Source organism: Polaromonas sp., assembly GCF_010365105.1.
Taxonomy (GTDB): Bacteria; Pseudomonadota; Gammaproteobacteria; order Burkholderiales; family Burkholderiaceae_C; genus Polaromonas.
Genome location: NZ_JAAFGZ010000003.1, coordinates 16,209 through 36,893, shown reverse-complemented (window position 1 = coordinate 36,893; position 20,685 = coordinate 16,209). Strand labels below are relative to the sequence as shown.

General features: G+C 63.8%; 15 protein-coding genes and 1 pseudogene. 7 read left to right on the top strand and 9 right to left on the bottom strand.

The features are described 5' to 3' along the window. Positions 1-21: 21 nt before the first annotated feature. Positions 22-1,707: a caspase family protein gene (locus tag GZ092_RS02650; RefSeq protein ID WP_293634170.1), complete on the top strand. Its 1,686-nt coding sequence runs from the start codon at positions 22-24 to the stop codon at positions 1,705-1,707. 952 nt (positions 1,708-2,659) lie between these two features. Here GZ092_RS02650 and GZ092_RS02645 read toward each other — a convergent pair. From GZ092_RS02645 to GZ092_RS02630, 4 genes are all read right to left on the bottom strand, one after another. Further along, positions 2,660-3,040: a CBS domain-containing protein gene (locus GZ092_RS02645; protein ID WP_293634169.1), complete on the bottom strand. Its 381-nt coding sequence runs from the start codon at positions 3,038-3,040 to the stop codon at positions 2,660-2,662. After that, positions 3,037-5,502 (bottom strand): phosphoenolpyruvate synthase, encoded by a 2,466-nt coding sequence (ppsA, locus tag GZ092_RS02640; protein WP_293634168.1) that lies wholly within the window; start codon positions 5,500-5,502, stop codon positions 3,037-3,039. Before ppsA ends, GZ092_RS02645 begins: the two co-directional genes overlap by 4 nt. Before the next feature lie 214 nt (positions 5,503-5,716). Further along, the gene (locus tag GZ092_RS02635) at positions 5,717-6,655 is read right to left on the bottom strand and encodes a 1-phosphofructokinase family hexose kinase (RefSeq protein WP_293634167.1); all 939 of its coding nucleotides are present in this window, start codon (positions 6,653-6,655) and stop codon (positions 5,717-5,719) included. A 136-nt stretch (positions 6,656-6,791) separates the two neighbouring features. After that, positions 6,792-6,944, bottom strand: a complete 153-nt coding sequence (locus tag GZ092_RS02630) for a hypothetical protein (RefSeq protein ID WP_293634356.1) — start codon at positions 6,942-6,944, stop codon at positions 6,792-6,794. A gap of 4 nt (positions 6,945-6,948) precedes the next feature. Here GZ092_RS02630 and GZ092_RS02625 point away from each other — a divergent pair. Next, a pseudogene (locus tag GZ092_RS02625) lies at positions 6,949-7,471 on the top strand (tripartite tricarboxylate transporter substrate-binding protein); the annotation flags it as partial. 658 nt (positions 7,472-8,129) lie between these two features. On the opposite strand, the gene nth reads toward GZ092_RS02625, so the two are convergent. The 3 genes from nth to GZ092_RS02610 all read right to left on the bottom strand — a co-directional run bounded on the left by nth (position 8,130) and on the right by GZ092_RS02610 (position 10,524). Then, positions 8,130-8,792, bottom strand: coding sequence for an endonuclease III (gene nth, locus GZ092_RS02620; RefSeq protein WP_293634166.1), 663 nt, complete (start codon positions 8,790-8,792; stop codon positions 8,130-8,132). Between the two features lie 131 nt (positions 8,793-8,923). Continuing rightward, the gene (locus GZ092_RS02615) at positions 8,924-10,276 is read right to left on the bottom strand and encodes a type II toxin-antitoxin system HipA family toxin (protein ID WP_293634165.1); all 1,353 of its coding nucleotides are present in this window, start codon (positions 10,274-10,276) and stop codon (positions 8,924-8,926) included. Continuing rightward, positions 10,273-10,524 carry a helix-turn-helix domain-containing protein gene (locus GZ092_RS02610; protein WP_293634164.1) on the bottom strand — a complete coding sequence of 84 codons (252 nt, stop codon included), beginning with the start codon at positions 10,522-10,524 and terminating at the stop codon, positions 10,273-10,275. The genes GZ092_RS02615 and GZ092_RS02610 overlap by 4 nt, the downstream gene beginning before the upstream one ends. 236 nt (positions 10,525-10,760) lie before the next feature. Here GZ092_RS02610 and GZ092_RS02605 point away from each other — a divergent pair, with 236 nt between their 5' ends. Then, a complete protein-coding gene (locus GZ092_RS02605) occupies positions 10,761-11,948 on the top strand; it encodes a PLP-dependent aminotransferase family protein (protein ID WP_293634338.1) in 1,188 nt (395 codons plus the stop codon). A gap of 199 nt (positions 11,949-12,147) precedes the next feature. Here the strand turns inward: GZ092_RS02605 and GZ092_RS02600 are convergent, their stop codons facing one another. Next, positions 12,148-12,360 carry a DUF3606 domain-containing protein gene (locus tag GZ092_RS02600; protein ID WP_293634163.1) on the bottom strand — a complete coding sequence of 71 codons (213 nt, stop codon included), beginning with the start codon at positions 12,358-12,360 and terminating at the stop codon, positions 12,148-12,150. Between the two features lie 297 nt (positions 12,361-12,657). Between GZ092_RS02600 and GZ092_RS02595 the strand changes: the two genes are divergently transcribed. Next, the gene (locus GZ092_RS02595) at positions 12,658-14,709 is read left to right on the top strand and encodes a transglycosylase domain-containing protein (RefSeq protein ID WP_293634162.1); all 2,052 of its coding nucleotides are present in this window, start codon (positions 12,658-12,660) and stop codon (positions 14,707-14,709) included. A 21-nt stretch (positions 14,710-14,730) separates the two neighbouring features. Further along, positions 14,731-15,966 carry an MFS transporter gene (locus GZ092_RS02590; protein WP_293634161.1) on the top strand — a complete coding sequence of 412 codons (1,236 nt, stop codon included), beginning with the start codon at positions 14,731-14,733 and terminating at the stop codon, positions 15,964-15,966. Between the two features lie 229 nt (positions 15,967-16,195). Here GZ092_RS02590 and GZ092_RS02585 read toward each other — a convergent pair whose 3' ends face one another. Next, positions 16,196-17,257, bottom strand: a complete 1,062-nt coding sequence (locus GZ092_RS02585) for an alpha/beta hydrolase (protein WP_293634160.1) — start codon at positions 17,255-17,257, stop codon at positions 16,196-16,198. A 238-nt stretch (positions 17,258-17,495) separates the two neighbouring features. On the opposite strand from GZ092_RS02585, the gene GZ092_RS02580 reads away from it, so the two are divergent. Further along, entirely contained in the window at positions 17,496-18,140 is a 645-nt protein-coding gene (locus GZ092_RS02580; protein ID WP_293634159.1) for a YidB family protein, read from the top strand. Positions 18,141-18,203: 63 nt separating this feature from the next. Continuing rightward, complete coding sequence (locus GZ092_RS02575; RefSeq protein ID WP_293634158.1) at positions 18,204-20,672, top strand: transglycosylase domain-containing protein; 2,469 nt, start codon at positions 18,204-18,206, stop codon at positions 20,670-20,672. The last annotated feature ends 13 nt before the right edge of the window (positions 20,673-20,685 follow it).

Sequence of the window (20,685 nt, the reverse complement as noted above, 5' to 3'; positions counted from 1 at the left end):
GACAACCCAAGGAGCGCTCAAATGTCAAAAGGAATTGCTGTCAATATCGGTCTGAATTTTGTCAACCCAGCCGCCTACAACGGATGGAACGGAGAGCTGGCGGGTTGCATCAACGATGCCCGCGACATGTACCAGATCGCGACGCAGGTCGGCTACAGCGCGACCTTGCTGACCGACGCGCAGGCATCGGCTTCCGAGGTGACGCGCGTCATCGGCCAGGCGGCGCGCCAGCTGGCGGCAGGCGACATCTGCCTGGTGACCTACTCCGGGCACGGCTCGCAGATCAACGACGTGACCGGCGACGAGCCGGACGGGAAGGATGAAACCTGGGTGCTCTGGGACCGCCAGCTGCTGGACGATGAACTCAACGGGCTGTGGTCCGGCTTTGCCGCCGGCGTGCGCATTTTCCTGCTGTCCGACAGCTGCCACAGCGGAACGGTGGCGCGCGTCATGAGCTTTCAGAAAAAGTTCAAGAGCCCGGAATTTGCCGCCCAATATGGCCGGCCGGCCAATGCGCCGCCGCGCATCCGCGCTGCCGATCCGGCCGCCGTCCATGCCAACTACCTGGCCAACAAGACCAACTACGAGGTCAGCCAGTGGACGCACCGCGCGGCGGTCAATGCCAGCGTGACGCTGATCTCGGGCTGCCAGGACAACCAGCTGTCGTCCGACGGCGATGCCAATGGCCTGTTCACCCAGCGATTGAAGGAAGTCTGGAACGACGGCGCTTTCAGCGGCAGCTATGCGCAGTTCCATTCGGCCATCGTTGCACGCATGCCGTCGGACCAGACGCCCAACCTGTTCCGCACCGGCGTGTCCAATCCGGCGTTCGATGCTGAAAAGCCGTTCAGCATCGGCGCCGCCAGCACGGGCGGTACCGGAAGTGGCAGCGGCATGTCGATTTCGGCGCCTGCGTCATTCACCAATGGCGCCACGCCCGTCAGCTTCTCGGTGTCGGTGCCTTCGGGCCATTACTTTGCCGTGGAAGTCGCCACCGATGCCAGCCTGTTCAACAGCACGGCCAACGGCGGGCAGCGCAACGACAACAATTTTTATGCCTCCTGGAAGGTCGCGCCGTTCCGCCAGGGCAACTCGTTCACCCTGCCGCTGGACGCCTGGAACCGGCTGCGGCAGGGCGCGGCGCGGCTTTACTACAGGCTCTGGTGCACGGCCAGCCCGACCGCCTGGGTGAACTACCAGGTCACGACCGCCGACACCAATGCGCAGTCCGCGCCCGGCGTGGCCCTGACGGCGCAGAGCCAGCCCGGCAGTGGCGGCGAGGACACCGGCACGCCGGCCATCACTGCGCCCACCACCTTCCCGGCCAACGGGGCGGCGCCGCGCTTCCAGGTCAACCCCGGGGCTGGGCGCTACTACGCGGTCGAGGTGTCCACCAACAGCTGGTACTTCACCGACCAGTACAGCGCGCAGCGCAACGACAACAACTTCTACGGCTCCTGGAAGGTCGCGCCCTTCCGCTCGTCGGCACTGTACCCGTCGGCATTCGATTTGCCGGCCGATGTCTGGAGCCGGCTGCGCGACAACGCCACCAATGGCCGGCTGTATTACCGCATGTGGTGGACCGAGTCGCCCACCCAGTGGGTGGGTCATGGCTGCACCACGCCCAACAGTTCGGGCCAGAATGCACCGAGCTTTGCGCTGTCGCGCGAGTTCGACCTGGCGTCGTTCGCGCAGTCGGGCAAGTGAGGGGCTGGCTGGCGAGAAGGCTTTTTGCGCTTTCTTCTTCTTCTGGGCTTTGGTGGCTTCTTCTGTGGGTTAAGGGGTGAGCGGGGGGTAACTTTCTTTTCTGGCAAAAAAGAAAGTCACCAAAGAAAGTTGCCTTGGGAGCGGGTTAGAGCTGAACGCTCTGTCGGGCCATCGCTTCGCTGGGCCCTGGGCACCTGGAGGTGAGGGCGGATGGCCATGCCAGTGGCTGGCTGGTTCTACCGCTCGTTCGCCAACAGCTTCACGCTCTGCCTGTTCTGGTTTGATTCCACTGCACGCATAAGCGCTGTCACATCAAAAATTCTTCATCACAGGCATAACGACTCAGCTTCATCCTGGTAGGTCGGGTTAGCGCAGCGTAACCCGACATCGGCGATTGCGTCTCTACCTTGTCGGATTACGCTTGCGGCTAATCCGACCTACGAAACTGCCACTCCAAACCAAGAAAAAAACAGGGCAAGAAACCCAAGCAGGGCTTGATGCACAAAAGAGCCGAACAAGCAGAGCGTGAAGCTGTTGGCGAACGAGCGGTAGAACCAGCAAGCCACGTCATGGATTCTTGGCCACCGCTCAGAGAACCCAGAGCCCAGCGCAGCGATGGCCCGACAGAGCGTTCAGCTCTAACCCGCTCCTTTCTTTGGTGACTTTCTTTTTTGCCAGAAAAGAAAGTTACCCCCCGCCGGGAAGGCGCTCACCCCTTAACCCACAGAAGAAGCCACCAAAGCCAAAGAACAAGAACAAGAACAAGAACAAGAACAGAAAACGCAGCAATCAAACCGCAAGCGCCAGCAATTTCCCCACGCCCCCGCCAGGAAGGCGCTCACCCTCAATCCACAGAAGAACCCACCCAAAGTCCAAAAATATGCAGCAAATTGCCTTCTTGCGCAGGCCCAGCGGCCGCAGTCAGCTACTAAAAAAGTAGCGATTTAACCCGCTAGTCCATGAAGGTCCGGACAAAGTCCATGGACGACACGACGCCCTTGAGGGCGCTGCCTTCCTGGACCACGACGTGGTGGATGCCGGCTTCCACCATCAGCCGGGCCACTTCGGCCACGCTGGCATCCGGCGACACCGAAATCGGCTTGTAGGTGCAGATCTGCCAGGCGTAGAACCTGGTGGCGTCCTTGCCGTCGGCATGAAAGCGCAGCAGGTCCAGGCTGCTGACGACGCCCAGCGTCGCGCCGCCTTCGTCCACCACCGGCGCCCAGCTCAGGCCACGCGTCACCATCTGTTTTTCGACCAATGCGATGGTGTCGTCGGCGCCGACCGGGTACACCTCGTGACGCATCAGGGACGCAATGCTTTGATTGTTCATGACAGTCTCCCTTGTAAAACCGCAGGGTTTGACGCGGCGGCTGCAGTGTCGCGCGGCGCGCGTCCCAGCCGCGCTTCGACGGCCAGCACGTCGCGCGTGGTTTTCAGCAGCGTGTCGGGCGTGACGCTCATCGAGTCGATGCCCAGTTCGACCAGGTAGGCCGCCATTTCGGGGTAATCCGACGGCGCCTGTCCGCAGATGCCGACATGCCGGTGGTTGCGCCGCGCACCCTCGATGGTCTGGCGCAGCACCATCTTGACCCCCGGGTCGCGCTCGTCAAAATCAAAGGCGACGATCTCCGAATCCCGGTCCACGCCGAGCACCAGCTGCGTCAGGTCGTTCGAGCCAATCGAAAAGCCGTCGAACAGTTGCGCAAACGCATCGATCTGGATCACGTTGTTGGGAATCTCGCACATGACGTAGATTTCCAGCCCGTTCACGCCGCGCCCCAGGCCGTGCCCGGCCATGGCCTGGAGCACGCGCTCGCCTTCGTCAACCCGGCGGCAGAAGGGGATCATCAGCTTCACGTTGGTCAGGCCCATGTCGTTGCGCACGCGTTTCATCGCCGCGCATTCCAGCGCAAAACCCTCGGCATAGGCCGGGTGCGCATAGCGCGAGGCGCCGCGAAAGCCGATCATCGGATTGGCCTCGACCGGCTCGAAGTCGCGCCCGCCCAGCAGGCTCGCGTATTCGTTGGTCTTGAAGTCCGACATGCGCACGATCACCGGCTTGGGGTAGAAAGCCGCAGCAATCGTGCCGACGCCTTCGGCCAGCTGCCGCACGAAATAATCGGCCGGCGTGGCATACAGGTGGGTGAGCCGGGCGATTTCAGCGCGCACCGACGCGTCTTCGACTTTCTCGGGATGCACCAGTGCCATCGGATGCGCATGGATGTGCTCGGCAATGATGAATTCCATGCGCGCCAGGCCCACGCCGTCGTTGGGCAGCAGGGCGGTCTGAAAGGCCATATCGGGATTCGCCAGGTTGACCATCAAATGCGTTCGCGGCCGCTCCAGACTGGTCACGTCGGTGTGGGTGACGGTGAAGGGAATCCGGCCGGCATAGACCTGGCCGGTGCTGCCTTCGGCGCAGGACACGGTGATCTCGTCGCCGGTGCGGATGGCGGTGGTCGCATGGCCGCAGCCGACCACGGCAGGAATGCCCATCTCGCGCGCGACGATGGCCGCGTGGCAGGTGCGCCCACCCCGGTTGGTCACCACGGCGGCAGCGATCTTCATCACCGTGCCCCAGTCCGGCATGGTGGTGTCGGCCACCAGCACCTCGCCGGGCTGGAACTGGTTGAGCTCGGACACCTCGCTGATGACGCGCGCCCGGCCGCTGACGACCTTTCCGCCCACCGCGCGGCCACTGACGACGGGTTGGCCCTTGTCGCCCAGGCGGTATTCGTCGAGCTGGCCGAGCGGTTTTCGCGACGCCACGGTTTCGGGCCGCGCCTGGACGATGTAGAGCTTGCCGTCCACGCCGTCCTTGGCCCATTCGACATCCATCGGCGTGGGCTGCCCGGCCTTGCGGCTGTAGTGCGCCTCGATGCGGATGGCGGCGTCGGCCAGTTCCAGCACCTCGTCGTCGCTGATGCAAAAGCGCGCCTGGTTTTCCGGCGGCGTCGGCATGTTGCGTGTGGTTTCGCGGCCTGCCGCCTGGGCATAGACCATGCGGATCTGCTTGGCGCCCAGCTTGCGCCGCAGCACGACCCGGTGGCCCTGGGCCAGCGTCGGCTTGAAGACATAGAACTCGTCCGGATCGACCGTGCCCTGCACGACGTTTTCGCCCAGGCCATAGGCACCGGTGATGAACACCACGTCGCGAAAGCCGGTTTCGGTGTCGAGTGAAAAGGTGACGCCGCTGGCGGCCAGGTCGGAGCGCACCATCTTCATCACGCCGACCGACTGGTAGACCTTGAAGTGGTCGATGTCGTGGTCCACCCGGTAGGCGATGGCGCGGTCCATGAACAGGCTGGCAAAACACTGTTTGATGGCTTCGAGCAGCCGGGCTTCGCCCGAGATGTTCAGGAAGGTCTCGTGCTGCCCGGCAAAGCTGGCATTCGGCAGGTCTTCGGCGGTGGCCGAGCTGCGCACCGCCAGCGTCACCTGTTCGCCGTATTCGGCGCGCAGGCGGGCATAGGCTTCATTGATTTGCGCGACCATGCCAGCCGGCAGCGCCGCGGCGTGGATGATTTCCCGTGCACGGCGGGCGCGCCTTGCCAGGTCGTCCACGTCCTTCACGTCCAGGCCGTCGAGCGCCTCGTGCAGGCCGCCCCAGGCGTTTGACTGGTCGAGCAGATGGCGGTAAGCGCCGGCGGTGACCGCAAAGCCGTTGGGCACGCGCACGCCCTGCGCGCCGAGTTCACGGACCATTTCGCCCAGCGAGGCATTTTTGCCGCCGACCTGCGGGACATCGGCGATGCCGATGTCTGAAAACCAGCGGATGAAGGGTGTCGTCATGGCGATGTCTCCGGCTTGGCAGGGAATACGGGGTTTGCCAGTGACGTCAGGCTGTCAGGTCGCGTGTCGGTTCGCACCCCTGGCTGCCTTTTTGTTGCTGGTCATCTCTTGTTGCCACTACAGTAGCCGCCGCATCGCGCTGGTGGCTTGCGCTAGATCAAAGGGCCTGAAAACTGCTGACGGCGCCGGACAGGCGGTCCTGTCCGTGTTCACATCAGAACGGGCAGACGGCCACTTCCCGGTGCAGCCGTTCCACATCCGCCGCCTGGCACAGCGCCGTGCCCGGGGCGAGCAGGGCGGCCGCGCCGGCGGCCATGCCATAGCGAAAGGCTTGCTCCAGTTCTTCGCGCCGGTTCAGCGCCCAGAGCAGGCCGCCGACAAAGCTGTCGCCCGCGCCAATCGAGCTGGCGACCCTGACCGGCAGGCTGCGTGCGCGCAGCGCCCTGTCGGCCGTCACCAGCAAGGCGCCGTCTTCGCCCAGCGACAGCGCCACCACCTGCGCCTGGCCGGCGCGGATGATCTGCAGCGCCGCCGCATGCCAGTCCTGCTCGGTATCCAGGGGATGGCCGGTCAGTTCGCGCAGTTCGCGAAGGCTGGGCTTGACCAGGTACACGCCTTCGGCCAGCGCCGCAGCCAGTGGCGGCCCCGAGCTGTCGAGCACCAGCCGGCTGCCGCGTTCCTTTACCAGCCGGGCCAGCCGGGCATGAAAATCGGCCGGTACGCCGGGTGGCAGGCTGCCGCTGGCCACCAGGTAAGTCGGCGGCGCCTGCAGGCTGGCGACGTGGCGCAGGCAGGCCTGCCATTCGCCAGGCGCCAGTTCAGGTCCGGGCAGCACAAAGCGAAAGTCGCGTCCGCTGGATTGTTCATGCACCGAAAAGCTTTCGCGCGTCTCGCCGGCAATCGCGATGCAATGGGTGGGCACCTGTTCCTGGTCGATAAGCTGCTGCAGCCGCTGTCCGTTCGCGCCCCCCGCCGGGTACAACGCCAGGCTATCGCCACCCAGCCGGTGCACCACGCGCGCGACGTTGATGCCGCCGCCGCCGGGATGCAGGATGGTGGCCGTGCAGCGCAGCTTGTGCGTGTCCATGACTTTTTCCGTCGAGGTGGACACGTCCAGGGCGGGATTCATGGTGACGGTGAGGATGTCGGTCATGGCGGGCGAGGGTTGGTTTTTCTGCATCGTAACGTCTGGCCGCTGATTGATCCGCCTGTTTTTTCGGCTTCCATGCCGGCGCCATCTGACCGTTTCAGTTCACCTGGCCCGGCGGGTGCGCTGCCTCAAGCCGGCATCAAGCCTGCAGTTGACGCGCCAGCAGCACCGCGACATGCACCGCTTCGCGCTGCGCGCCGTCCCTGATCTGGTGCCGGCAACTGGTGCCGTCTGCCACCACGATGGCGTCCGGCTGCTGGCCCACGGAGGGCAGCAGGCTGAGTTCAGCCATCTGCATCGCCCCGGCGCTAACGCCGAAGATGACCTGCAGCGTTAAAAATGACTTCACCCCTGTCGTGCTGGTCGGCGTCACGCCGAACCTGCTGATCTGCAACGGACAGCAGACGGCGCGCACTGTCAAGGACGTGGTGGAACTGTGCCGCAAGAACCCCGGCAAGATCAGCTTTGGCTCGGCCGGCAACTGCTCGGCACAGCACCTGGCGCTGGAGATGTTCAAGCTGGCAGCCAAGATCGATGCGATTCATGTCCCGTACAAAGGCTCCGGCCCGATGCTGACCGACCTGATTGGTGGCCGGATCAACTACAGCTTTGACACCATGACCGCTGCCACGCCGCATTTGAAAAGCAGCAAGGCGTTTGCCCGTGGCGCAGACACGCCAGAAGCGCACCAAGGGCCATCCGAACGTGCCGACCATGGCCGAATCGGGTTTTCCGGGTTTTGAGGCGACCACCTGGTACGGCCTGGTTGGCCCCGGCAAGCTGCCTGCGGTGCTTGCCCAACGCATGAACGAAGACATCATTACTGCTGCCTTAAAAGGACGGCATGGGGTGCGCCCGTCCTACAGTCCAGTTGGTATTGAGTGGTTAATCTAGCGTCCGTAGCAACCTTCGCACCTCCGGTGCAGACCAATTCACTTAAAGGACTTTTATGAAATACGCATTGCTCACTGCCGCACTCGTGATGACACTTGGCTTGGCTGCCTGCGAAAAAACAGTTGTCACCCAGCCTGGCCCTGCAGGCGCAACCGGCGCAACGGGCTCCACAGGCAGCACAGGCAGCACAGGCGCTACGGGTGCCGCCGGCGCGGCAGGCGCAGAAGGCAAAGCTGCGGAAACATCAGCCAAATAACAAACACGGCAACGCCAGTGGCGCTCCCAGAGCGCCACTGGCTGCCAGCGGAGTGCAAGCGCGCCTCTGTTTCACGCAGCGTATTGCTCGCAACCTTGAAGCAGGTTCCAAGACAGCGTCTGAACGCAGCCTTCAACGATGCAGGTCATGACGCCATCCTCCAAGATATTGATTTCGAGAACTCGAGCTGTCCTCACCCCCTCGCCAAACGGCCAGGGGTTTTTTTGCGTTGCCCGTTGACTGGTGCTGCTGGGTGATGCGTCGCTGCCAGCCACGGTCTGGCGTCCAATCGCCGATGCAAGCACCCAGGCTGCCGTCAGGGGCGCCTCACGACTTCGCTTGCGGCAAAAGCGATGGCGGCTCGGTCTTGGGTTTGAAGTCGCAAAAGGGCGCCACTGCGCATTGCCAGCACAGCGGCTTGCGGGCCATGCAGACATAGCGGCCCAGCAAAATCAGCCAATGATGCGCATCGACCAGGTACTCGGGCGGTATGCGCTTGAGGAGCTTGAGTTCGACTTCCAGCGGGTTCTTTCCCGGCGCCAGCCCGGTGCGGTTGCCAACGCGAAAGATGTGCGTGTCCACCGCCATGACCGCCTCGCCAAAGGCCGAGTTCAGCACCACGTTGGCGGTCTTGCGGCCCACGCCCGGCAGTTTTTCAAGCGCTTCCCGGGTACGCGGCACCTGGCCGCCGTGCTGCTCGAGCAGGATTTCGCAGGTCGCCAGCAGGTTTTTCGTCTTGGAGTGGTACAGCCCGATGGTCTTGATGTAGTCCTCCAGCCGGTCCACGCCGAGGTTGAGGATTTTTTGCGGCGTGTTGGCGATGGGAAACAGCCGGCGCGTGGCCTTGTTCACGCTCACGTCGGTGGCCTGCGCCGACAGCAGCACGGCGGTCAGCAACTCGAACACGCTGGTGTATTCCAGCTCGGTCACCGGCATCGGGTTGGCGGCTTTGAGCGTGGCAAAGAACGGTTCGATGTCTCTGGTTTTCATGGGGCAAAGTGTAGGACGGTCAGTAGATTGACTCTCTGGAGCATGGAGTTGCTATGTAAAACATAGCTGCTTGCGCACGCCAGGTCTGCGCAAAAGCCTTGAAAGGCTTCGAAACTGGCGGCTGCAGGCGCTCACGCCACTTCTGCCGCAAACCGGTCAGCCTGCGCCAGCATGCCGGCACGGATGGGTTCATACACCCGCTGCGGAAAACTGGCCGGCAGCAGCAAGGCCACACGCTCCAGCGCCTCAGGGACTTGCTGCACCAGCGCCACCATGTGTTCAAACGCATCGGGCACACCGCTTTGCCGCGCCAGCGCTTGCCAGTGGCGGGTGCTGATCTCGTGCAGGTGGTCATGGGCGTTCTTGCCGCGCAGGGCCATTGACAGCCTGGCGCGGCGCGGACTGATCTGGTTGGCGCCATGGCCGATGACGGGCCAGATCGACAGCACGTCGTAGAGCGGCGTCATGTGAAAACCACCGCCGCGCTCCAGGAAGATTGAAAAGTTTTTGGCATGGCCGTCGGTGGCGGCCATGAGCCAGAAGGCGAGCTGGGCCTTGATGAATACCAGCCTGTCGGCATCGGCCCGGCTGCTGGTGTCCAGCTGGCGAAGAATGGCGCGAATGCCAGGGCCGCCGTCGGACTCATATTTTTTTTCACCCGGCAGCCCAAGCGCCTGGCAAAAGTCTTCCTGTGGCAGCCGGGCCAGCCAGGGTGGCCGGCCCAAGGGTGCTTGCAGTGCCCGGTCAAAGCGTTTGACGACCAACACCTTGCGCGCCCCGAAAGTGGCGATGTCGCACTCGGCGACCGGAAAGCCCAATACGTTCAATATTTGCGCGCACAGCCACTCGTTTTCCAACGAACTGCTCATGTCCGCCTGCATATTGCCGACCAGACCCAGCGGCAGCTTGAAGATATGCGTCGTCGGCGTTGCACCCAAGGGGCGCATCCATTGCCCCTCGTGCCAGAGCAAGGCCGTTTTTTCCTGCGCGCCGGCAATGGAAATCCGGAAGTCGTCTTCTTCCAGTTGCCCCAGCGTGCCTGCCGTGATGGCGCTGTGAATGGCATGCTCGACACCGGCTTCATCCAGGGGCGTGGCGTCAATGCTGTCAAAACCCTCCGGCGCCATGGTATGCGGCAACAACTGCACGGCCCCCACGCAATCTCGCCCAACAGCTGCCAGCAGGTCAAATGTTTGCGTACTGCCGGTTGAAAATTTTCCTTGTATGCGTCTGCGTAGGGTGTCGCTGTCAGGCAGCAGATTGTCAAAAAAGTTTCGGACTACCTCGCCGCGATGCGGACTGTTGTCGGGGGTAAAGGGCAGTGACAGCGAAAGCGGGCGCGACGCAGGGGCGGCAGGCCAGCTTTCCGCATATTTAAAACGGTGTTCGCCGTCATGGATGGACCAGGTGCCAACGCGCTCGCCATTGGTCCACACGCCCAGCAGGTTGTCGAGCGGCTTGCTGCGCGGACGCCGAAACGTCACCATGTGTCTGTCCCGGGTTCAGCAGCCTTGGGCGCCGGTTTTTCAATCACCACCCGGTAACCCAGGGCTGTCACCATGCGGGCAATCTGGTCGAATGCCGTGACTTGCGGTACGGCTTCAATGCGCGCAATGCGTTTTTGCGTCACGCCCAGCTTTTGCCCCAGCTGCACTTGCGTCAAGCCGCTGGCCTGCCGCAGTGATCGGAGAATGGTGCGCAGCTGTTGGGGAGTGTCAATGGGATAGTTCAAAATACTCCTTCAGAGTAGTTAAATCAATTTACGCCTTTAAAGTAGTTAAGTCAAATTACACCTTGAAGGTGGTTTTTTGTTTGCAGGCGGGATTTCTGTAAAGCCTTGACGCGTGGAAGTCAGTTGAAAACGGCTTTGAGGGCAGTACCATTCATGCCAGCGCTCTTTAAGCCGGGTAATTTCAGCCTTTTCCTAAAGTCTTCATAGACATCTCACCCAAAGACCGAACCATGCCATTGCAATTCGCCGACCGTCTGAACAACGTCGAAACCTCCGCCATCCGCGAACTCTTCAAGCTGCTGGGCAAGCCCGGCATCATCAGCTTTGCGGGCGGTTTTCCGGACCCGGCGATGTTTGACGTTGAAGGCATCAAGGACGCCAGCAGCAAGGCGTTGAACGAAGAGCCCGGCGGCGCACTGCAGTACGGCGCCACCGAGGGCTACCAGCCGCTGCGCGAGCAACTGAGCAGCTTCATGGCCAGCAAGGGTGCCACGGTTGCGCCGCAGGAACTGATCGTGACCACCGGCAGCCAGCAGGCGCTGGACCTGCTCGGCAAGACCATGATTTCGCCCGGCGACAAGGTGATCGTCGAAGGGCCGACCTTTCTGGCGACCATCCAGTGCTTTCGCCTGTATGGCGCGCATGTCATCAGCGCACCGACCGACGCGCATGGCGTGAAAACCGATGAACTCGAAAAGCTGATTGCCGAGCATCAACCCAAGTTCGTCTACCTGATTCCGACCTTCGGCAACCCGAGCGGCGCGCTGCTCAGCCTGGCGCGCCGCCAGCAGGTGCTGGAAATGGCCGTCAAGTACCAGACGCTGATCGTGGAAGACGACCCCTATGGCGACCTGTATTTTGGCGAAGCGCCGCCGCCGTCCTTGCTGGCCCTGAGCGACAGCGTGCCCGGCAGCCGTGAACTGCTGGCCCATTGCGGCTCGCTCAGCAAGGTGCTGTCGCCGGGCCTGCGCATCGGCTGGATGATTGCACCGCCAGCGCTGCTGGCCAATGCCGTCATGTGCAAGCAGTTCAGCGACGCCCACACCAGCACCTTTGCCCAAGCCACCGCCGCGCAATACCTGAAGGCCGGCCGCATGCCGGCCACGCTGGCCAATGTGCGCAAGGTTTACGGCGAGCGCGCCGCCGCCATGAGCGCTGCGCTCAAGCGTGAACTGGGCCATGCTGTGGCGTTCGAGCAGCCGCAGGGCGGCTTGTTCTTCTGGGCACGCCTGACGGGCGAGGGCGGCAAGACCCGCGACGCTGGCGAATTCGCCAAGAAAGCGATCGAGCAGGGCGTGGCCTTTGTGCCGGGTGCGCCGTTTTATGCAGAAAATCCGGACAGGGCGACTTTCCGGCTCAGTTTTGCAACGGCAGACGTGGCCAAAATTGAGGAAGGCATGGCCCGGCTCGCGCGGGCTTTGTGATGAACGTGGGCGTTCACCAGAGCGCGTTGTTTTGACCGGCAAACGACTTGCATTTAGCGATTGACCGCCACGTAGGCCTTGCTCCAGGCCCTGAACATTACCTGGCCCCGTGGGCTCGCTGCGTTACCAAAGCGTCAGCCTGAAGCGTTGCCGCAATCGGGCTGTGGCCCGGCAGCGGCGCCAAGCCTTTAAATCCGCCTCAACTGCCGCCAAGCTCTTTCATGCGGTCCGCATTCGTGGTGCTGTGGCTGCCCTTGAGGTGCATTTCCACGTCGGCCGCCACATCGCCCACCGCCGTGACTGCTTCACGCAGTTGCGCCTCGGTGACGTCGAGCTTTTTGGCCCATTGCGCGCAGGCGGCCGGGTCATTCATGTCGATGCGGTCGGGCTGTACGCCGGGTTGGGTTGTCATCGCTGGTCTCCTGAAGGGTGTGTGATGCATCAACCGTAGCGCCTTGAGTGGGCCTTACCTGTAGGCCAAGGCCGCAGACGGGATTCAACCGCTGGCGACGGGCGGCGCCGGCGGGGTGCCATGCCCATTGAATTTGCTATCGAATAGATAGCTTCCAGCGCATACGCAACCTGCGCAATAAGCCTTTTTTGCCTGAAGATTCGGAAAATATTCCGCCAGTCACTAGGGATGGGCGAAGCCGGCCGCATCATTTGCGTCCTGACGCCTGCCGGAGCGTACCGCTTTAAACTCTGCCCCATGCCTCCCATCCTCCAGCGCGCCACCTCCTTTGCCCGCGTGCAATTCCTCCGCCTTGCCAGCCTGATCAGGCAATACCCCGTCCGGGCCGCCCTGGCGCTTCCGGCGCTGCTGCTGCTGTATGTGCTGGTGCTGATTCCCTTCACGCCGGGCATCGGCGACCTGCGCAAGGCCAAGTCCGAAACGCCGTCGGTGCTGCTGGCATCCAACGGCACGGTGCTGGCCGAATACCGGCGCAGCAACCGGCGCTGGGTCACGCTGGACAAGATCTCGCCGCATGTCGTCAATGCCTTGATCAGCACCGAAGATCACCGCTTCTATCAGCACCACGGCATCGACTTCCAGCGCACCGCCGGTGCACTGGTGAGCACCCTGTCGGGCGAACTGCAGGGCGGCTCGACCATCACGCAGCAACTGGCGCGCAACCTGTATCCCGAGGAAATCGGCCGCGCCGCCACGATCACCCGCAAGGTCAAGGAGGCGATCACCGCGCTGAAGATCGAGGCGGTGTATTCCAAGGACGAAATCCTGGAAACCTACCTCAACACCGTGCCTTTTCTTTACAACGCCTTTGGCATCGAGATGGCGGCGCGCACCTATTTCGACAAGTCGGCCGACAAGCTCGACGTGCTGGAAAGCGCCACGCTGATCGGTATGCTCAAGGGCACCAGCTACTACAACCCGGTGCTCAACCCCGACCGTGCGCGCAAGCGCCGCAACTTGGTGCTGGACCAGATGGCCAAGCATGGCAAGCTCGACCCGGCCCGGCTCGACGCGCTGCAAAAGCGGCCGCTGCGGCTCGACTTCGAGCGCCAGGTCGAACCCCTGGGCATCGCCCCCCACGTCGCCCAGCACGTGCGCAAATGGCTGATTGCCTGGGCCGACAGCAAGGGCTATGACATCCATGCCGACGGCCTGCGGGTGCGTACCACGATTGACGCCAACATCCAGAAACTGGCCAACCAGGCGGTGGCGCGGCAGCTGGCGCAGTTGCAAAAACTGGCGGACGGCCAGCGCAAGGCCGGTGCCGAGCGCGCCCTGCTGCAGGCCGGCTTCCTGGCGCTGGACCCGCGCAGCGGCGCGGTGCGGGCCTGGGTCGGCAGCCGGGATTTTGCGCAGGAGCAGTTCGACCACGTCAGCCAGGCGCGCCGCCAGCCCGGATCGACCTTCAAGCCTTTCGTGTACGGCGCGGCCTTCATGCAGGGACTGAGCCCTTCGTTTGCCTTCATCGACAAGCCGGTCGCCATCGACTCGGGCGGCGGCGACGTGTGGACGCCCAGCGATGCCACGCCGCCGACCGGCCAGCCGACCACGCTGCGCGACGGTCTGGTGTATTCCAAGAACACCATCACCGCCCAGCTGGTGCAGAAAATCGGCCCGGCCAGCGTCGGCCAGCTGGCGCAGGCGCTGGGCGTGCGCCAGAGCAAGCTCGACCTGGTGCCTTCGCTCGCGCTGGGCACCAGTCCGGTCACACTGCTGGAAATGGTCGCCGCCTACGGCAGCATCGCCAACGGCGGCCACTACATGCTGCCGGTCCTGGTGGCCAGTGTCGAAGACCACCAGGGCAAGCTGCTGGAAACCTTCACGCCGGTCAGGGAAGGGACGCCGGCCATGCCGCGCGCCGATTCATTGACGCTGGTGGACGTGATGCGCGGCGTGATCGACCAGGGAACCGGCAGCGCGATTCGCCAGCGCTACGGCATCCAGGCCGACGTGGCCGGCAAGACCGGCACCACGCAGGACAACACCGACGGCTGGTTCATCATGATGAATCCGCAACTCGTGGCCGGCGCCCGGGTCGGTTTCAACGACAACAGCGCAACGATGGGCAACTGGGGGCAGGGCGCGCGCAGCGCCTTGCCCATGGTCGGCGAGGTGTTCCAGGGCGCGTTTCGCAACCGCTGGCTTGACCAGAACGCCGAGTTCGACATACCCCGAAGGAGAGCTCCACCGCCAGCACCACTGCCAGCGCCACCCCAGCAGCGGCGCAACGATCCGTTGGCGGACATCGTCAACGGCCTGTTCGGCAGGATTTTGAAGCAACTCCAATAGCCTCCACCGCAAGTCCCGCCCATGTCAACAAGCGCTTCAACGATGGCTACGGCCATCAGCCCGGCCACGCGCCGTTCCATCGTGCTGCTGTCGCTGGCCTGCTTCGCCAGCATGTCGGCGCAGCGCATCTGCGACGCCATGCTGCCCGAGTTGTCGCGCGTGTTCGCGGTCGGGCTGGCGCAGGCGGCGCAGGTGGTGTCGGTGTTTGCCATCGCCTACGGCGCCGCACAGCTTTTCTACGGCCCGCTGGGCGACCGTGTCGGCAAGTTCCGCGTCATCACCTTTGCCACGCTCGGGTGCAGCATTGGCAGCGCGCTGGCGGTGTTCGCCGGCACGCTGGACATGCTGGTGTTTGCGCGCCTGCTGATGGCGCTGGGCGCTGCCGCCCTGATTCCGCTGTCCATGGCCTGGGTCGGCGACGCGGTGCCGTCCGACCAGCTCCAGGAAATGCTGACGCGCACCGGGCTGGGCAGCACCCTGGGCATCGTCGGCGGCCAGCTGGTCGGCGGCCTGCTGACCGATGCGCTGGGCTGGCGCTGGGCCTTCGTGTTCATGACGGTGCTGTTCGGCGCGGTGGGTTTGCTGCTCTGGCTGGACCTGCGCCGGCAACGCACGCCGGTCGCGAAGGCCGAGGCGCCTGCGGGTGCGGCGGCGGTGCGCCATGGCTTCGTCACGCAGGCGATGCTGATCCTGACCGGCCGCTGGTCGCGCATCATCTTGCTGATGGCGCTGGTCGAGGGCGCTGCAGGCTTTGGCGTGCTGGCGATCTGGGCATCGCACCTGCACCGCTCACTCGGCCTGTCGCTGTCGCTGGCTGGCGCCATCGTGGCGCTGTTCGGCCTGGGCGGCATGCTCTACATGGCGGTCGGACGGCACCTGATTCGTCGTTTTGGCCAGCAGGGGCTGGTGCTGTTCGGCGGCGGCATCGTGGGCGTTTCGGCGCTGGTGCTGGCTTATACGCCGCACTGGGGGCCGGCGCTTCCGGCCAGCCTGCTGGCGGGCTTTGGTTTTTTCATGTTCCACAACACCATGCAGACCAACGCCACGCAAATGGCGCCGCATGCGCGCGGCACGGCGGTGTCGCTGTTTTCCTCGTCCCTGTTCCTGGGCCAGTCGATTGGCGTGGTGCTGGCCGCCAGCCTGATCGACCGCATCGGCACCGGCGCGGTGATTGCGCTGGGCGGCGCGGTGATGGCGCTGGAAGGCGTGTACTTTGCCTGGGTGCTCCGGCGGCGCGAGCAGTTGGTGAAAGACTGATTCCATTTCCAGGTCAATCCGCCAGGTCCTTGCTTGGCCTCGGGGATTACACGTTACAGCACTGCCTGCAGCTTCGCGTCTGATTTTGATTGATCCGGCAACGAAAGGAGGCCAGAGCGCGGGTGCTCAACTGTTTTATACCGAAAACAGAATTTTTTGCATCAAATAGGCCGTTTGCGCATGCTCCGTTTGCGATGGCAGCTATGCATTAAATAGCTGCTTGCATTTTTTACCGGCCGCCCATTTCCGGCTCTGCCCCCAGCGTCAGGTCGTCCTCCGTCATGCTGGTGAAGTGGTCCAGCGACACCGCCTGCACCGGCGTGTCGATGGCGTTCACCACCCGGTCCAGCGCAGCATAATGCGCCATATGGCCAACGCCGGGCACCAGAAACAGCTCGCTTTGCGGCAGTTCATCGTGCAGCCGGACTGATTGGGCTTGCGGGTCAACCACCACGTCATCTTCTCCGGCAATCAGCGTGACCGGCAGGACGAGTTCGCCGTAGCGTTTGGACATCGCATGGGCTGCAGGCACCATGAAGGCGGCATCCTCTGCATTGGCGCGCAGTTGCACCGGCCGCAGCATCATCTCGCGCGAGACGATTGGGAAGAAATTGTCTGGCAGCTCCCTGGGCGCAAACATGGCCTGGGCCATTTTCCTGAGCATGAGCCGGCTTGACAACGCCGTGACCGTGTAGCGCATCACATCGCCCAGAACCGGCAGGGCGACCGGCGCGGTCAGCAGCGCATCGACGCGCAAGCTGGGATAGAAGTAGCCGCCAATTAGCACCAGGCGGCGCACGCTTTCCGGATGATCCAGCGCCATGGCCACTGCCACCATCGTGCCCATCGAATGGCCGACAACCACCGGCCGCTCGATGCCCAGGCGTTCCAGCGCGGCAATGAGCAGGTCGGCCTGCGCCGCTGGGGTCCAGAGCCGGTCGCGTGGCCGGCTGCTGTGGCCGAAACCGGGCCGGTCAAAGGCAATCACGCGGTGGTTGCGGGCCAGCCGGTCCATCAGGCCGCTGGCGATGAAGTCCGCATGCGTCACGGTATTGCCATGGATCAGCACGACCGGCGGGCCTTCGCCGCGCGCCACAAAGTGCAGGTCAACGCCGTCGATGTCGATGAATTCGCCGGCAGGCGGGTTGTGACGCTCGGCACGGCGCGCGCGGACAGCAACCCAGGCAGCCGTCGCGGCCGCGCCGACAACAGTGGCAAGGGCAATGGCACCTGAACGGGACAAGGCCACGGGTTGCTTGCTGGAACTGAAACGGTTCATAAGGACTTTCATGAAAAGTGTTGAAAAAAATGAGGTTGGCACTGAATGCAAACCATAAAGATAAAGACTAAGTGGAAGCAGTGTTTACCCGCGTGACAATGTGTTTTGTTACCGGTCGAGCAACCGCCGAAAACCGCCGAAAAAAGCTTGTAACAAGCTTTCAACAAGCCCGCCATGCGGCCTTTGCCTACGCCCGGTCGCATCACGCAGGTTTAATGTTCTACCTTCGACAAATCAACAGGAGTAAAAAATGGCGAATGATTTTCTGGGGCAGATCCTGGGCAGCGTGCTGGGCAATGCCAGGGCCGGCCAGCAAAGCCCGATGGGTGGCGGCGGGCTTGGTGACCTGTTGGGCGGTCTGATGGGCGGCGGTGCGGGACAGGCCGGGGGCGGCTCCGGTGGCCTGGGCGACTTGCTCGGCGGGCTCATGGGCGGCGGCGCGGGGCAGGGCGGCAACCGGCCCGCCGACTTGGGCGGCATGGCCGGCCTGGGCCAGGGTGGCTCAGGCATGGCGAACAAGGGCAGCGCGCTGATGCTGTTGCTGCTGCCGCTGGCCATGCAATGGGTGCAGCGCAATGGCGGCATTGGCGGCGTGCTGGAGCGTTTCCAGAACAAGGGTTACACCCAGCAGGCCGCCTCCTGGGTTTCAACCGGCGCGAACGAGGAACTGCAGCCGCAGGCGGTCAGCGACGTGGTCGGCGCGGATGAGCTTTCCCGCCTGTCGCAGCAACTGGGCGTCAGCCAGGAAGAAGTCTCCTCGGGCATGGCGCAAATCCTGCCTGAAATGATGAACCAGCTGACACCGCAGGGCGGCGTGCCGGATGACGGCGACGAGGTGCTCAACCGCGGAACCTCGATGCTGGAACAACTCATGAACGCTGCGCAGCGCCGCTGACGCGTTCGGACCGGGGGCAGCACGCAAAATCAGGCTGGCGGGCGCCGCCCTAGAATCGCGGCCATGAAAATGCTCCTGTCCCGTTTTAGGCAATACGCCGACTCCCTTCCCGGCCGATGGCGCCGTCTTACCCGGCGGGACTGGGCCTGGGGCGCGCTGGCCTTGCCCGTCGTGCTGCTGCTGTATGCGCTGGTGCAGGTTCCGTTCACGCCCAGCATTTCCGACCTGCGCAAGGCCAAGTCCGAAAAAGCCTCGGTGCTGATGACGTCCGACGGCCATGAACTGGCCGTGTTCAAGCAGGCGAACCGTGAATGGGTCACGCTGGCCAAGATTTCGCCCAAGGTCATCGATGCGCTGATCGCCACCGAGGACCGGCGGTTTTACCAGCACCACGGCATGGACCTGAAACGCACGCTGTCAGCGCTGTTTCAGACTGTCACGGGCGACCTGCAAGGCGGCTCGACCATCACGCAGCAGCTGGCGCGCAACCTGTATCCCGATGAAATTGGCCGTGCGGCCAGCGTGAGTCGCAAAATCCGCGAGGCCGTCACCGCCCTGAAGATCGAGTCGGTCTATACCAAGGACGAGATACTGGAAACCTATCTCAACACCGTTCCGTTCCTCTACAACGCGCACGGCATCGAGATGGCGGCGCGCACCTACTTCGACAAATCGGCCGGCCAGCTCGACGTGCTGGAAAGCGCCACGCTGGTGGGCATGCTCAAGGGCACCAGCTATTACAACCCGGTGCAAAATCCCGAGCGTTCGGTGCAGCGCCGCAACACCGTGCTCGCGCAGATGGTGAAGAACGGCACGCTGCCCGAAGCCAGCCTGGCCGGCCTGCAAAAAAAGCCCCTCAAGATTGATTTCGAGCGGCAGACCGAGACGCTCGGTGCGGCGCCCCACCTGGCCCAGCAGCTCAAGCGCTGGCTGATCGAATGGGCCGACCGCAACAGCTACAACATTTATGCCGATGGGCTGGTGGTGCGCACCACCATCGATTCGCGTCTGCAGGACCTGGCCAACAAGGCCGTGACGCGCCAGGCCGACAGGCTGCAGCGCCAGGCCAGCGCGGCGTGGGGGTTGAACGCCGGCTGGAAGGCGAGAACAAACCTGGTGCAGTCTTTCGTGCGCGCCACGCCCGACTACAAGGCCGCGCTGGAGTCCGGCCAGACGCCGGTGCTGGCGCTGCAACAACTGCTGGCCGACGCCGCTTTCATGCGCAAGCTGCATGACGGCAAGACGCGCCTTCAGGCCGGCTTCATGGCGCTGGACCCGCGCAACGGGCAGGTCCGCGCCTGGGTCGGCAGCCGGGATTTTGCGCAGGACCAGTTCGACCATGTGCAGCAGGCGCGCCGCCAGCCGGGTTCGACCTTCAAGCCTTTTGTCTATGGCGCCGCGTTCGAGGACGGCGCCAAGCCGGGCGATACCTTTGTTGACCGGGCCGTCGAAATTCCCCTGGGCAATGGCGCTTTCTGGCGACCCGGCGATGGCGGCGGCCCGAGCGGCGCCAGCATGAGCCTGCGCCAGGGGCTGATGTATTCCAAGAACACCATCACCGCCCAGGTCATGGAGCAGGTCGGGCCGGCCCATGTCGCCGCCTTGGCCCGGTCCATGGGCGTGCGTGACAGCCGGCTGGAGGAAGTGATGTCGCTGGCGCTGGGAACCAGCCCGGTGACGTTAAAGGAGATGGTGACGGCCTACGGCACGATGGCCAACGACGGCAACTTCATCGAGCCGGTGCTGGTCACGCAAATTGAAGACCGCCATGGCAAGGTGCTGGAAGCCTTTGCGCCCAAAGTGCCGGAAATGGCCTTGCCCGCCGAAGTGGCGCAAACCCTCCTCGATACCCTGCGCGGCGTGATTGACCAGGGAACGGGCACCGGCATCCGCCGCCAGTTCGGCATTCAGGCCGACGTGGCGGGAAAGACCGGCACCACGCAGGACAACACCGACGGCTGGTTCATCCTGATGCATCCGCAACTGGTGGCAGGCGCCTGGGTCGGCTTTAACGACAACCGCATCACCATGGGCAATGGCTGGGGGCCGGGTGCCCGGAGCGCGCTGCCGATGGTCGGCGAATTCTTCCAGCAGGCCTTGCGGTCCAGGGTGCTGGACGCAGCGCTGGTTTTTGACGCGCCAAAATTTGCCGGTTCTGGCAGGCGATGGAACACGCCGGATGGATCAGAAGAGGCGCCGCCCCCGCAGGCAGAGGAAAGTGGCATTCAAAACGGGGACCTGCCGCCTGAGGGCGCCGATCAGGCAGACCCGGTGATCATGGACGACCAGCCGTACCGGCCCTACCGACCTTACCGGCTCTACCGGGACGAGTCCGGTGCCATCACGCCGGAAAACCTGCCACCCCCGCCCATGACTCGCTATCCCCCGGTCCCGCCCGCCGCGCAAGACCGCCAGCGGCTACCGCTGGAAGGGCAGGCCATGCCCAGGGCGTATGAATTGTTGCCGCCCGAGGGACGGCGGCCGCGTCCTGCGGAGCTTGCGCCGCAAAACGTTCAAGGGGACCCCGACTGACCCGGTCTTTCCC